The 12,972-nt window shown below is 69.1% G+C and carries 13 protein-coding genes; 8 read left to right on the forward strand and 5 right to left on the reverse strand.

Going from position 1 to position 12,972, the window contains the following annotated elements:
* Positions 1–97: 97 nt before the first annotated feature.
* Positions 98–517 carry a nuclear transport factor 2 family protein gene (locus ACFV4K_RS04755; RefSeq protein WP_379272116.1) on the reverse strand — a complete coding sequence of 140 codons (420 nt, stop codon included), beginning with the start codon at positions 515–517 and terminating at the stop codon, positions 98–100.
* Positions 518–540: 23 nt separating this feature from the next.
* Positions 541–1,311: an SDR family NAD(P)-dependent oxidoreductase gene (locus tag ACFV4K_RS04760; protein ID WP_379272118.1), complete on the reverse strand. Its 771-nt coding sequence runs from the start codon at positions 1,309–1,311 to the stop codon at positions 541–543.
* A gap of 98 nt (positions 1,312–1,409) precedes the next feature.
* Between ACFV4K_RS04760 and ACFV4K_RS04765 the strand changes: the two genes are divergently transcribed.
* On the forward strand, positions 1,410–2,162 hold the full coding sequence (locus tag ACFV4K_RS04765) for a DUF1295 domain-containing protein (RefSeq protein WP_379272120.1): 753 nt from the start codon (positions 1,410–1,412) through the stop codon (positions 2,160–2,162).
* Positions 2,163–2,165: 3 nt separating this feature from the next.
* On the opposite strand, the gene ACFV4K_RS04770 is transcribed toward ACFV4K_RS04765, so the two are convergent.
* Positions 2,166–3,272, reverse strand: coding sequence for a lycopene cyclase family protein (locus ACFV4K_RS04770; RefSeq protein ID WP_379272122.1), 1,107 nt, complete (start codon positions 3,270–3,272; stop codon positions 2,166–2,168).
* 93 nt (positions 3,273–3,365) lie between these two features.
* Between ACFV4K_RS04770 and ACFV4K_RS04775 the strand changes: the two genes are divergently transcribed.
* Positions 3,366–4,376 carry a hypothetical protein gene (locus ACFV4K_RS04775; RefSeq protein WP_379272123.1) on the forward strand — a complete coding sequence of 337 codons (1,011 nt, stop codon included), beginning with the start codon at positions 3,366–3,368 and terminating at the stop codon, positions 4,374–4,376.
* Positions 4,377–4,452: 76 nt separating this feature from the next.
* Here the strand turns inward: ACFV4K_RS04775 and ACFV4K_RS04780 are convergent, their stop codons facing one another.
* Both ACFV4K_RS04780 and ACFV4K_RS04785 read right to left on the reverse strand, forming a co-directional pair.
* Complete coding sequence (locus ACFV4K_RS04780; RefSeq protein WP_379272124.1) at positions 4,453–5,217, reverse strand: SDR family oxidoreductase; 765 nt, start codon at positions 5,215–5,217, stop codon at positions 4,453–4,455.
* A gap of 125 nt (positions 5,218–5,342) precedes the next feature.
* Entirely contained in the window at positions 5,343–5,591 is a 249-nt protein-coding gene (locus ACFV4K_RS04785) for a hypothetical protein (RefSeq protein WP_379272125.1), read from the reverse strand.
* 290 nt (positions 5,592–5,881) lie between these two features.
* Between ACFV4K_RS04785 and ACFV4K_RS04790 the strand changes: the two genes are divergently transcribed.
* Genes ACFV4K_RS04790 through ACFV4K_RS04815 form a run of 6 tightly spaced genes read left to right on the forward strand, consistent with a single transcriptional unit; the run spans position 5,882 to position 12,914 of the window.
* Positions 5,882–6,358 (forward strand): NADH-quinone oxidoreductase subunit B family protein, encoded by a 477-nt coding sequence (locus ACFV4K_RS04790; RefSeq protein WP_379272126.1) that lies wholly within the window; start codon positions 5,882–5,884, stop codon positions 6,356–6,358.
* Positions 6,355–8,334 (forward strand): proton-conducting transporter membrane subunit, encoded by a 1,980-nt coding sequence (locus ACFV4K_RS04795; RefSeq protein WP_379272127.1) that lies wholly within the window; start codon positions 6,355–6,357, stop codon positions 8,332–8,334. The genes ACFV4K_RS04790 and ACFV4K_RS04795 overlap by 4 nt, the downstream gene beginning before the upstream one ends.
* Positions 8,335–8,339: 5 nt before the next feature.
* Positions 8,340–9,290 carry a respiratory chain complex I subunit 1 family protein gene (locus tag ACFV4K_RS04800; protein ID WP_379272128.1) on the forward strand — a complete coding sequence of 317 codons (951 nt, stop codon included), beginning with the start codon at positions 8,340–8,342 and terminating at the stop codon, positions 9,288–9,290.
* 20 nt (positions 9,291–9,310) lie between these two features.
* Complete coding sequence (locus ACFV4K_RS04805; RefSeq protein WP_379272129.1) at positions 9,311–9,973, forward strand: hypothetical protein; 663 nt, start codon at positions 9,311–9,313, stop codon at positions 9,971–9,973.
* Positions 9,973–11,436: a proton-conducting transporter membrane subunit gene (locus tag ACFV4K_RS04810; protein WP_379272130.1), complete on the forward strand. Its 1,464-nt coding sequence runs from the start codon at positions 9,973–9,975 to the stop codon at positions 11,434–11,436. Before ACFV4K_RS04805 ends, ACFV4K_RS04810 begins: the two co-directional genes overlap by 1 nt.
* On the forward strand, positions 11,433–12,914 hold the full coding sequence (locus ACFV4K_RS04815) for an NADH-quinone oxidoreductase subunit C (protein ID WP_379272131.1): 1,482 nt from the start codon (positions 11,433–11,435) through the stop codon (positions 12,912–12,914). The genes ACFV4K_RS04810 and ACFV4K_RS04815 overlap by 4 nt, the downstream gene beginning before the upstream one ends.
* The last annotated feature ends 58 nt before the right edge of the window (positions 12,915–12,972 follow it).

Genomic DNA, 12,972 nt, shown 5'->3' on the forward strand with positions numbered 1-12,972 from the left:
CGAACATCGGTGGAACCTCCCGTCATACGGGGTACTGGACTGGATCCAGGAAACCACTGGCGAACGCGCGGAACATGCGATTTGGACGGTTTGGGTGTCAGCCGTTGGTGATGGAGCGGACCGAGACGCGCCAGCGGCCGTCGACCAGGACCAGGGTGTCGTGGTATCTGCCCATGCCGGCCAGGCGGGGCGCGGTCGTGGTGTCGGCGAAGAACTGCCAAACAGACTCCGCCCGTGCGGAATCCGGTCCCAGCAGCGTGATGACCGTGCAGCTCGTCACGTGCCGGGTCCTGGTTCCCGGACCGGCGATGCCCGCATCGCGCCGGGCCTGCGCACTGGCGGCGATCTCCGTTGCGCCCCGGAAGATCTGCGGTGCGACGCCGGACTGCGGGTCGCCCGCGCGCTCCCAGACGGCGTCCGCCGTGTAGTGCTCGAAATAGTCGGCGATGGGCCCTTCGTCGGCGAGATGGGACAGGTGGGCGAGCAGTGATCGGATCTGCTCGGCGTGATCGGTCATGGGGTTGTCCTCGTCCTGGGCGGCTAGACGCTGTAGCCGCCGTCGATGTCCAGCTTCTGGCCGCTGATGAAGTCGGCGCGGTCCGAGGCGAGGAAGCAGACCGCCTCGGCGATGTCCTGGGCGTCGCCGAAGCGGCGCAGCGGGATGTTGTTCCTGGTGACTTCGAGGGCGTGGTCGTCCAGATCGCCGGAGGCGATGAGGCGGTCGGCCATGCCGTCTGTGGTCATGCCCGGGCCGACACAGTTGGCGCGCACACCGAATCTGCCCTCCTCGGCGGCGATTCCACGCACCAGAGCCTCGACCGCGCCCTTGGGGGCGATGGACATGCCGTCCCGCACGGGGAATCGCGCGGTTCCGGCGGTGGTGATGGCGACGATGCTGCCCTTGCTCGCCCGCAGGTGCGGGAGGACCGCGTGGACGGCATTGAAGAATCCGGACACGTCGTCGAGGATCTGGCTGCGGAAGTCGGCCGGTTCGACCTTGCTGAGGTGACGCATCGGCACGTGCGGGCCCGCCGCGTAGATCAGGGTGTGGATGCCGCCGAGTTGCTCGGCCGCCTGCGCGACCACCTCACCGGTGCGGGCGGAGTCGGCGAGGTCGAGTTGCCAGGTGGCGGCGCGGCGTCCGCCCGCTGCCGCGGCGGACCGGAGCCCATCGAGTGCGCCGGGGGAGCGGTAGTAGGTCAGGGCGAGGTCGCTGCCGCGTTCGAGGAGCATCCGCGCGCACGCTCCACCGAGCCCGCCGCTCGCGCCGAGCACCAGCGCGGCGCCCGCTCGATGACTGAAGTCGTCCACGATTCCTCCTCGGTTGCTACTCACTGTTCATAGCGAACCGGCTGATACCAAGCAAGTGCTTGATTGTTTACCGGGACGAAGGAGGGTATGTACTAGGCATGCGGGACGCTTTTCACTTCGTGCTCGAGCTTCTGATCATCCTCACGGTGATCACGTTCGCCAGCGGGTTCGGCTACACCAACCCCTACGGGCGGTTCGCCAAGGACGGTGAGCGATTCGCGGTGCGCGGGCCGTGGGCGTGGCTGTTGTTCGAGAATCCGCAGTGGTGGGCGTTCACCGTCACGTTCTGGTTGGTCGTGAAGGATCCGCAGCCCCCGGCGGTGGTGCTCTACGCGCTGTGGCAGGTGCACTACCTCTATCGCGGGCTGATCTATCCGCTGCTGCGAGCGTCCAGCAAGGGATTTCCCGTGTACGGGATCGCGTTCGGAATGGTGTTCAACGCGGCCAACGGGTTCGTCAACGGATACGCCGTCGCCGACGCGCAGCACCTGCGGGACTCCGGATGGTTCACCGACCCGCGCTTCCTCGTCGGACTGGTCGTGGCCGTGGCGGGGTGGGCGATCAACTTCCATGCCGACCGCGCGCTGACCGCCTTGCGCAGTGACGGATTCACCGGCTACCGCATCCCCTACGGCGGCGCGTTCCGCTGGGTGTCGAGCGCGAACTACTTCGGCGAGCTGGTGCTGTGGGTGGGGTGGGCGCTCATGTCGTGGACGTGGGCGGGGCTGGTGTTCGTATTGTTCACCGTGGCCAACCTGCTGCCGCGGGCGGTGTCCACGCATCGGTGGTACCGCGAGCGGTTCGAGGACTATCCGAGCGACCGCAAGGCGATGATCCCCTACCTGATCTGAGAGCTATCTGGTCGGGAGGGCGACCCGGGCCGCGAGGACGCGCCGTAGCCGCCAGGGCAGCGCCGCGAACAGTGCCGCCATGGCCGCCGCGGTGCCGCGAAGATCGTCGCGGCCGGACAGATAGGCCCGCTGGGCGGGGACCGGCAGCGCGAAGAAGGCGTCGAAGAAGAGCGGCAGCTCGGCGGGCGGAAGCGCCAGCAGGGCGCGTAATCCGGCCTGGCGCAACAGGTGTACGGCTCGGGCCGAGGCGGGCCACACCGATTCTCCGGCGAGGACGGTGTCGGCCAGGCGCAGTGACGTGGCGACGCTGTAACCGGTCGCGGGGTGAGTGAAGGCTCCCGCCGCGCCGAACGTGGACCGGTTCGGCTTGCCGCCCTGGACGGGGAAACGGACGCGTTCGACGGGTTCGGCGCCGGTGAGAGTGATTCCGCGGGAACGCAATCGATGGGTCAGGCGGGCCTCGAGCGCGTGTTGGTCGAGGGCCGGGCGTCCGGCGAGGCAGGTCTCTTCCAGGAGGATGCGGTCGTCGTCCAGGGGAACCGCGTAGAGAAACGAGCGCGGGTCGGTCGGGGCCGCACCGTTGTCTTCACGCCAGTCCATGAACAAGGAGTCCCGGTCGGGGTAGTGGGCGCGGTCGATGATCACGCCGTACGCCGTCTGCTCGGCCAGGGCGGGCGAGCGGGGGATGCCGCGCGCGTCGACGACCCGGCCCGCCGGGAGGGTGTGGCCGGAGGCGAGTCGCACCGAGGGGAGGTCCGGTCCGTCGTGGCGGTGGCGGGCCGCGATGTCGATGGCGGTGACGGAGTCCTGGATCAGGCGTGCGCCGGAGATGTCGAGCGAATCCTGAAGTGCCGCAGTGTCGAACACGAGATAGGATCGATCGATCTCGATGCGGCGGGTCGTCCAGGCGACGGGCCGTTCGATCCGCGTCGCGATCGCCGCGTCGCCGACCCAGGCGGGCAGCTCGTCCGCCCACGCCGCATAGGTGGCCTTCCAGCGTCGGCGCGGGTGCGGATCGACCACGGTGACCGTCAGCCCGTGCGCCAGGGCGCGGTGGGCGAGGGCTCGTCCCGCCGGGCCCGCGCCGCAGATGAGCAGATCCTCGGTCACCCCGTGATTGGATCATGCCGGATCGCCCGCATACGCTTCGGGAATCGAATGCCGGGCCGGGGAGGGCTCGGGCCGTCCGCGAAAGGTGATCAGATGACGTATCCACCAGCCGGATCCGGGGGCGATCCCACTGTCCACCGGCAGCCGCGCCCCGGCGAGTCGGATGCCGCGTGGTGGGATCAGCCCGCCCAGGGGACCGGTGGGCACCAGGTGCAGCAGCCCGGATGGCCGGGGCAGCAGCCGGTCGACCAGGGCTGGCAGCCGACACAGACGAATTGGCCCGCGCAGCAGGGATATCCGCAGGCGGGACAACCGCAGGACGCCGGGTACACGCAGCCGCCGGGGTTCGCGCAGAGCTTGGCGTACGGCCAGCAGCAGCCCGGCCAGCCTGGCTTCCCGCCCGCGCCCGGTTTCCCGCAGCAGCCGGGTTATCCGCCGCAGCAGCCGAAGTCGAACACCGGGCTGATCATCGGCGTGGTGCTGGGCGCGGTCGTGCTGCTGGCGGTGGCGGTCGGCGCGATCGTGCTCGTCTCCGGCGGCGACGACGCCACCCAGGCCGGCGCCACCTCCACTACCGAGAGCCCGACCCTGGTGCCCGCCACCTCGGCCCCGCCCCGGACCACCGCGACCACCTCCAAGGCCGCGCCCGGTGGCAGCCGCTTCAGCTACACCGAGTACGGCAAGGACTGGAACTTCAAGCTCGGTGACGTCGCCCTGCACGCCACCTACGTGACCGGCCAGGACTTCGACTCCTGCGCCCCGATCGAGAAGGCCGGGAAGATGACCGGCCTGGGCTGCAAGCGCGCCTCGTCCATGGCGTGGAAGGCCGAGAGCGGCGGGCTCATGCTCACCCAGCTGGTCCTCACCATGTCCGACGACGCCAAGGCGTCCGCCGCGCACAACCAGTTCGAGGACACCGACCTGGAGCTGCCCGACGGCAGCTACATCGCCGACTTCGAGACCGGCAAGTGGCGCGACGGCAGCCAGAGCAAATTCGTCGTCGTCACTGTCGCCACCGCCACCGCGGCGGTCGACGAGGCCACCGTCAGCAAGTACCTCCAGTACCGCAACAGCGACACTCTCGGCGCCCTCGCCTTCCGCTGACCGGCGATGTTCTCCCCGGCATGACCGTGCCCGGCACCGAATCCCGGTGCCGGGCACGTCTTTTCGATTCCGACGCTCAGATGCCGCCGGTGGCCAGCAGGCCGCCGTCCACGCGGATCGTCGTCCCGGTGATCCACGCCGACTCGTCGGACGCGAGGAACCCGATCAACTGCGCCACATCCTCCGGCGACCCGAGCCGCTTCATCGGGTAGACCGCCGCCGCAGCCTCCTCGTCCGCCGAGTACAGCGCGTCGGCGAACTTGGTCTTGATCACGCCGGGCGCCACCGCGTTCACCCGGATCTTCGGCCCCAACTGCCACGACAGTTCCTCGGTGAGCCGAATGAGCGCCGCCTTCGACGCCCCGTACGCGGCGATCACGCCGGTCGACCGCAGCCCCGCGACGCTGGCCACGTTCACCACCGCACCGCCGTGCGCACCCATCCAGGCCTTGTACGCCTCCTGTACATACCCCAGCGCCGCAACGACATTCACGTCGAAGATCTTGCGTACGGCTTCCAGGTCGGCCTCCATGAGCGACCCGTACACCGGATTGATGCCGGTGTTGTTGATCAGCACGTCCAGCGACCCGAACTGCGCCACCGCGGTAGCGACCTGCTCGGCCCGAGCCGCCGCATCCCCGGAATTCCCAGCGACCGCCACCACCTTCCCCGCGTGCCCCAGCCCCCGCAGCTTCTCCGCCGCTTCCTCCAGCGGCTCGGGCTTCCGAGCGGAGATCACCACATTGGCCCCCCGAGCCAGCAGTTCCGCCGCCACCGCGAACCCGATACCCCGGCTCGCCCCGGTGACCAGTGCACTCTTACCCGCCAAGTTCTCACTCATGTGATGGCACGTTACTTCAGTCCCTTCGTATGAGCGATCTTGCACAGGTTTCGGGATCATGCCGTCACTCTGAGCCGGTGCTGCGGTCACAGGGGGAACCGAAGCGGTGAAGGACTTGGGTGCAGTCACATGCCGGCGGCGAGTCGTGCCAGTGGGTGGGTCTCGCCGGTGCTGGCTTCCAACGCCTGGGCTACTTCGGCGAGGGACGCACGTACATGGACGAGGGTCGGTCCGTCCATGCGGCCGGGTTCGGCGTGGCCGGCATCTGCTCGCGCTACCGCATACCCGAACTCGCGCTCAACGAAAGTTGCTGTGGTGTAACGGATCCACTGCGCGCTGACCTGTATGGCGGCCGCCCACGGCAGGTTGTCCAAGTCGATCCGGCCTCGCGCGGCCTGGTTGAGGGTTCGAGGTCGGCGGCCGGGCCGATGCGCCCCCCAGGGGTTGATCAGCCAGGCTCGCCAGCGGCCGGGTGGTACGTGCGGTTCAGGAGATGCAGGATTCCGAAGAAGTCGACTTGCCGGCCGGTGGCTCGGACCGGCGAACTGATTGCGTGTATTCGAAATCGGAGAGATTGCTGATCGTGGTCTGGTAGACCTCTAACTGTGTCTGATGGATCCGTATGCGGCCGGATGACCGCGATGAGCGAACGACAGAGCGCGCCGTGAGCTGGGTGCGGAAAATTCTGCGGGTCGGCCGCGTGGCCGAACCGGTCCCGGCGGCGCCCACATTGGAGGAAGCGCCCGCGGCCGTGCGTGGTTCACTGCAACTCCGGCATGTCGACGCCGGGTCGTGCAACGGGTGCGAGGTCGAGATCTCCGGGGCGTTCGGGCCGGTGTACGACGCCGAGCGGTACGGCGCGCGACTGGTCGCGTCTCCGCGACACGCGGATGCGCTGCTGGTGACGGGCGTGGTGACCCGCAATATGGCCGAGGCGCTGCGCCGCACCCATGCCGCGACGCCTGCGCCGCGATTGGTGATCGCCTGCGGGGACTGCGCGTTGCACCGCGGAGTGTTCGCCGACGCCTACGGAGTGGTGGGCGCGGTCGGTGAGGTGGTCGACGTCGATGTGGAGATCGCCGGCTGTCCGCCGTCGCCGGACCGTATCGTCGCCGCGCTGCGTTCGGTGACCGGGCGATGACCGCCCCGACGGTTGTCGACACCTCCTCTCACGCGCCGGATACCGGGCGGCGTAACCGGCTCGATGCGGTGGCGGCCGGTGCCGTCACGGCGCTGCTCGGCGTCGTGGGTGTCGTGGCTGGGCTCGCCGGTGTTTTCGGTGCGTCGCGCTCGGTGACGATCGGCTGGTTGCTGCCGCTGTCGGGGGTGTACCTGGACCTCGACCGGGTCGGCGGGTTCTTCACGGCGTTGACCGGTGCGGTGGCGGTACCCGTCGGCATCTATCTGATCGGGTATGCGCGTGGCCACATGGAGCCGTTTCCGCTGCTGATCCTGCCGGTGTTCGTGGCGGCCATGCTGGTGGTGCCGGCCGCTGGATCGGTCACGACGTTCTTGCTGCTGTGGGAGTCGATGGCCGTCGCCTCGCTGATTCTGGTGCTGGCCGAACATCGCCGTGCCGCGGCCCGGCGTGCGGGCGTCTTCTACGCGGTCATGACCCAGCTCGGGTTTGCCGCGATCCTGCTCGGCCTGCTGGTGGCCGCCGCTGCTGCGGGCGGCGCCGACCGTTTCACCGAGATCACCGGGTTGCCGGAGGGCGTCCGGGGGACCGTGTTCGCGCTCACGGTCGCGGGTTTCGGCTCGAAGGCAGGCCTGGTCCCGCTGCACGCGTGGCTTGCACGGGCGCATCCGGAGGCACCGAGCCCGGTGTCGGCGCTGATGAGCGCGGCCATGGTGAACCTCGGCATTTACGGAATCGTCCGATTCGACGTGATGCTGTTCGCACCAGCGCCCAGATGGTGGGGCCTGGTGCTCCTGGTGCTCGGCGGCGCGACCGCCCTCTACGGCGTGCTGCAGGCCTCGGTGGCCACGGATCTCAAACGGCTGCTCGCGTTTTCGACCACCGAGAACATGGGTTTGGTGGTCCTGGCGATCGGCGCGGCGGTGCTGCTCAGCGATGCGGGCGCGACCAGCGCCGCGACGGTGGCGACGGCGGCGGCGATGTTGCACCTGATGGCACACGCCGCCTTCAAATGCCTCGGTTTCCTTGCCGCCGGGTCGGTGCTCGCCGCGACAGGCGTGCGTGATCTCGACCAGTTGGGCGGACTCGCCCGGCGGATGCCGGTGACGACGGCATTGTTCGGCATCGCCGCGCTCGGCGCTTCGGGACTGCCGCTGGGTGCGGGGTTCGTCAGTGAATGGTTGCTGGTGCAATCGTTGATTCACTCCGCGCCGCACGACGACCCGATGGTGACCCTGGCCGCACCGCTCGCGGTCGGAGCGGTCGCGTTGACCGCCGGCCTGGGAGTCGCGACGATGGTGAAGGCGTTCGGCGTAGGGTTCCTGGCCCGTCCGCGCTCGGACGCGGCGTCCGGTGCCCGTGAGGCCCCGATCTCCATGCGCGCGGGAATGCTGGTCGCGGCGAGCGCCTGCGTCGGGCTGGGGGTGGCTCCGCTGGTGGTCGGCCCCGTGCTGCGCCGGGTGCTCGAGGTGCTGCCGACCTCCCGCGCGGCGGAGTTCACCGGTTTCGGTGTGACGGTGCGGCTTCCGGGCCTGGCGGGGTCGATTGCGCCTCCGGTGATCGCGGGCGCGCTGGCCGTGGCGGTGCTCGCGGCGGTCGCGGTGACTCGGTGGCGGTCGGCACGGCGGCCTGCCCCGGCAGTATTGCCGTTGTGGTCGTGCGGTGCGGATCAGCCGAATGCCCGGATGCAGTACACGGCAACGTCCTTCGGCGAACCGATGCAGCGGGTGTTCGATGATGTGCTGCGCCCCGACACCGACATCGAGATCACGCACCTGGCCGAATCCCGCTATCTGGTCGAGAAGGTCGCCTACCGGGCACGGATTTCGGACACGGTGGAGACGCGGCTGTATCGGCCCGTCATCCGGGCTGTCCGAATCATGGCGCTGGTGGTGGCGCGCGCCCACACCGGCAGTGTGCATCTGTATCTGGCTTACGGCGCGATCGGCGTGCTGATCGCATTGGTGGTGGCGAGGTGACGGTGATGTCCTACGCGGCCGGCGTCGCGCAGATCGGCCTCGTGATCGCCGGTGCTCCCGTGGTACTCGGTGTGATGCGGCAGGTGCGGGCGCGTGCCGAGGGCCGCGCCGGAGCCGGGATATGGCAGCCATGGCGGGATCTGCGCAAGCAGCTCGCCAAGCAGTCGATCACCCCGGAAGGCACTACGCTCGTATTCGCGTTCGCCCCAGCGATTCTCGCGGGCACGACGCTGCTGATCGCGGCCGTCGCGCCGCTGGTGGCGACCGGCTCACCGCTCGACGGTGCGGCCGACCTGTTCGCCGTGGTCGGGTTGCTGCTTCTCGGGACGGTCGCCTTGACGCTGGCGGGCTTGGACACCGGTACCGCGTTCGGCGGTATGGGAGCCAGCCGTGAGACCGTCATCGCCGCCCTGGTCGAACCAACGATCCTGTTGTCGGTGTTCGCCCTGTCCGTTCCGGCGGGTTCGTCGAATCTCGGTGCGCTGGTGGCGAATACGCTCGACCATCCGAGCCGGGTGGCGTCACCGGCGGGGCTGCTGGCCGCGGCGGCACTGGTGATCGTGATCATCGCGGAGACCGGGCGGCTGCCGGTGGACAATCCGGCCACCCATCTGGAATTGACGATGGTGCACGAGGCAATGGTGCTCGAGTACGCCGGTCCGAGACTCGCGCTGATCGAGTGGGCGAGCGCTATGCGGCTGACAGTGTTGCTGGCGCTGCTGGCAAACCTGTTCCTGCCGTGGGGGATCGCGGGCGCCGTCCCGAGCGTGCCGGCCGTGGTGGTCGGGGTGCTCGCCATCGCGGTGAAGGTGACGGTGCTGGCGGTGGCGCTGGCGGCGGCGGAGGTGTTCATCGCGAAGCTGCGGTTGTTCCGGGTGCCGGAGCTGCTGGCGGGTTCGTTCCTGTTGGCCTTGCTGGCGGTGACGGCGGCGAACTTCTTCGCCCCGCATGGGTGATTCGACAGAACGGAGCATCGGTGACCGATTCGGTGTATGTCAGTGTGCTCGATTTCGCCGCCGGCGGTTTGGTATTGGCGGCGGTGTTCGTCGTGTGGCGGCGCGACCTGCGGGCCATCACACGCCTGCTCGCGGTGCAGGGGGTCGCGCTCGCGGTGATCCCGTTCGTGCAGGGACTGCACCGCGGTGATCTCGCCCTGATCGTGGTCGGCGTCGTGGTGCTGGGCCTGCGGGCCGTGGCGCTGCCACTGCTGCTGGCTCGGGTCGCCGGCGCGGAGCGGCGCGAGTACCGCGAGGCCACGCCTTTGGTGAACACCGCCTCGTCGCTACTGGTCGCAGCCGTGCTCACCGTGGTGGCCTTGGCCGTGACCCGGCCGCTGGTCGCGCTCGAACTGGGATCGGAGACCGCGGCGGTGCCCGCCGCGTTCGCGGTCGTGCTCATCGCGTTGTTCGTCATGGCCACCCGTCGTCACGCGATTTCACAGGCGGCTGGATTCCTCATGCTGGACAACGGGATCGCGGCCACCGCGTTCCTGCTCACCGCCGGGGTGCCGTTGATCGTCGAGCTGGGCGTCTCGCTCGATGTGTTCTTCGCCGTCGCGGTGATCGGGGTCCTCACCGGCCGACTGCGGCGCGCCTTCGGTGGTGCGGACCTGGACCAGTTGCGGGAGCTGCACGACTGATGACCGCACTGATCCTGATCGCGATCCTCACCCCGGTCGCCGCCGCGCTGGCCGGACTGTTGTTCGGATGGCGGCGCGCCACCGCCGTGTTCACCGCCGCGAGCGCGGCGACGGTGCTCGGATGCGCCACGTTCCTCGGAATTCGACTCCATGCCACCGAGCATGTGCTGGTGGACGGTCTGCTGCGCGCCGATGCCCTGTCGGTGACCATGCTGGGCGTCATCGGTGTGGTCGGTACCCTGGCCGCCTGGGCCGGGATCGGCTACATCGACGCCGAACTCGCCCACGGTCACACCGACGCGGACGGGGCTCGGATCTACGCCGCGCTGGTTCCGGCGTTCCTGGCGGCCATGGTTATCGCGGTGTGCGCCAACAATATCGGCGTTACCTGGGTGGCCGTCGAAGCCACCACCATCGTCACGGCCTTTCTGGTCGGGCATCGCCGCACCCGGTCCGCGCTGGAGGCGACCTGGAAGTACGTGGTGATCTGCTCGGTGGGCATCGTCGTCGCCTTCCTGGGCACCGTGCTGCTGTACTTCGCCGCCCGCCATGCGGGCGCGCCCACCGAGCACGCCCTGGATCTGGACATGCTGCGCGCCGGCGCCGACCGGCTCGACCCCGCCGTCACCCGGATCGCGGGAGCCTTGCTCCTCGTCGGCTACGGCGCGAAGGTCGGTCTGGTGCCGTTCCACACCTGGCTCGCCGATGCGCACAGCCAAGCGCCGGCCCCGGTGTCCGCCTTGATGAGCGGAGTGCTGCTGTCGGTGGCGTTCTCGGTGCTGCTGCGTCTGAAGGCGATCGTCGACCCCGCCACCGGCCCCGGCTTCCTCCGGTCCGGTCTGCTGATCGTGGGGTTGGCGACGCTGCTGATCGCCGCGCTCATGCTGACGGTGACCCGGGATGTCAAACGGATGCTGGCCTATTCGTCGATGGAGAACATGGGGCTGATCGCGATCGCCGCCGCGGCGGGCACCGAGCTCGCGATCGCGGCGCTGCTGCTGCACGTCCTCGCGCACGGCATCGGCAAGACCGTGCTGTTCCTGTCCACCGGGCCGCTGCAGGCTGCCCACGACTCCACCGCGATCGCCGCCATGTCGGGGGTGATCTCTCGATCCCGGCTCGTGGGAACAGCTTTCGCGACCGGCATGGTGATCCTGGTGGGCCTGCCGCCCTTCGCCATGTTCGCCAGTGAGCTGGCCATCGCCCGCGCGCTCACCAACGCCCGCCTGGCCTGGGCGCTCGCCCTGGCCGTGGTGTTGATAGCCATCGCCTACGCCGCGCTCGTCCGCAACTCCAGCCGAATCCTGCTGGGCGGCACACCGGCCGACGCGCCACCGATCCTCGTGCCCGTCTCCGTGGCCACGACACTCGTCATCGGCATCATCGCGGCGCTGATACTCGGCATCACCGCCGGGCCGCTGATCGATCTGTTCACCACCGCCGCAACCCAGGTGATGCGATGACCTTCCCGCCGCGGCTGCGCCGCATCGTGTCCGGCGACGAACTCGCCTATACCGCCGAAGAACTCCTCGGCGACGGCTACCGGCTGGCCCTGGTCGCCGCCCACGACGACGGGCCGGCACTGCGCATCGTGTACCTGTTCCTGGCCGGGCGGCCCGATCGCCGCATCGAGCTGGAATTCCTGCTGCCCGCAACCGAACCGGCGTTGCGATCGCTGGCGTACATGTCCTTTCCTGCCGGGCGATTCGAGCGGGAGATGATGGACCTGTACGGGATTCGGCTGCTCGGCCACCCGCGGGCCCGGCGGCTCGTGCGGCATGCGCACTGGCCCGAGGACTGGCATCCCATGCGGAACGACGCCGCGCAAGTCCCCGATTTCGGAGGCTCGGGACAGTTGCGGTTCCTGACCGTCGCCGGTGATGGCGTATATGAGATCCCGGTCGGTCCCGTACACGCCGGCCTGATCGAACCCGGCCATTTCCGGTTCTCGGTGGTCGGGGAGACGGTGGTGCGGCTCAAAGCCCGGCTCTGGTACGTCCATCGCGGCATCGAACGTCTCTTCCATGGCCGATCCGCGCTGGGCGCGGTGGATTTGGCCGAGCGCATCAGCGGTGACACCTCCGCCGCTCACGCCCTGGCCCACTGCATGGCCGTCGAAGATGCGTGCGGGATCGACGTTCCCGAGCATGTCCACCGGTTGCGGGCGATGCTGATCGAGCTCGAACGGCTCTACAACCATGCCGCCGATCTCGGGGCGCTGGCCAACGATGTCGGCTTCGGCTTGGCCAACGCCCACGCCCAGCGCATCCGCGAACGCTTGCTGCGGATCAACGCCACCGTCACCGGCCACCGTTTGCTGCGCGGAGCGATCCACCCCGGAGGCGTTGCGTTGCAGGCGCTTCCGGTACCTTCCGAGCTAGCGGCGATCGCGGCTGACCTCGACGAGGTCGCCGAACTGGCTCTGCGGAACGCGGTTGTCTACGACCGTTTCGCCGGCACCGGCATACTCGCCGCCGACGATGCGCGCGCCCTCGGGTGCCTCGGTTACGTCGCCCGCGCCAGCGGCCTCGCCACCGATGCCCGTCTCGATCACCCCTTCGTCGACCTGCCCGTCACCGAGGTGTCCGGCGATGGGGGCGATGTGCTCGCCCGTTACGCCGTGCGCCGTGACGAATTCGCGAGCTCGGCGACCCTCACCGCCGAACTGGCGCGCGCTCATCGCGGAACGCTGGAATTCCAGTGCGCCGCCGGCGGTATCGAGCGTTCGAGCAGCGGTGTGGGCATCGTGGAAGGCTGGCGCGGCACCATAGTGCACCGCGTCGAGATCAACGACGAGGGCATACTGACCCGCGCGAAGATCGTCGACCCGTCCTGGTTCAATTGGCCCGCGGTGCCGGTCGCCATGAGCGACACCATTGTTCCGGATTTCCCATTGGTCAATAAGAGCTTCAACCTGGCTTATGCCGGAAACGACCTGTAGCGGGTCCGGGTCGCTGCGGTGGCCATCGAACGGCTGGCCGTCGTTGGGGATGCGGAGG

This window comes from Nocardia sp. NPDC059764 (genome assembly GCF_042732555.1).
Taxonomy (GTDB): domain Bacteria; phylum Actinomycetota; class Actinomycetes; order Mycobacteriales; family Mycobacteriaceae; genus Nocardia.

Bases quoted from the DNA above. Each gene is read 5' to 3' on its own strand.
- ACFV4K_RS04755 (WP_379272116.1), bottom strand. From the start codon at position 517: ATGACCGATCACGCCGAGCAGATCCGATCACTGCTCGCCCACCTGTCC.
- ACFV4K_RS04765 (WP_379272120.1), top strand. From the start codon at position 1,410: ATGCGGGACGCTTTTCACTTCGTGCTCGAGCTTCTGATCATCCTCACG.
- ACFV4K_RS04775 (WP_379272123.1), top strand. From the start codon at position 3,366: ATGACGTATCCACCAGCCGGATCCGGGGGCGATCCCACTGTCCACCGG.
- ACFV4K_RS04780 (WP_379272124.1), bottom strand. From the start codon at position 5,217: ATGAGTGAGAACTTGGCGGGTAAGAGTGCACTGGTCACCGGGGCGAGC.
- ACFV4K_RS04795 (WP_379272127.1), top strand. From the start codon at position 6,355: ATGACCGCCCCGACGGTTGTCGACACCTCCTCTCACGCGCCGGATACC.
- ACFV4K_RS04800 (WP_379272128.1), top strand. From the start codon at position 8,340: ATGTCCTACGCGGCCGGCGTCGCGCAGATCGGCCTCGTGATCGCCGGT.
- ACFV4K_RS04810 (WP_379272130.1), top strand. From the start codon at position 9,973: ATGACCGCACTGATCCTGATCGCGATCCTCACCCCGGTCGCCGCCGCG.
- ACFV4K_RS04815 (WP_379272131.1), top strand. From the start codon at position 11,433: ATGACCTTCCCGCCGCGGCTGCGCCGCATCGTGTCCGGCGACGAACTC.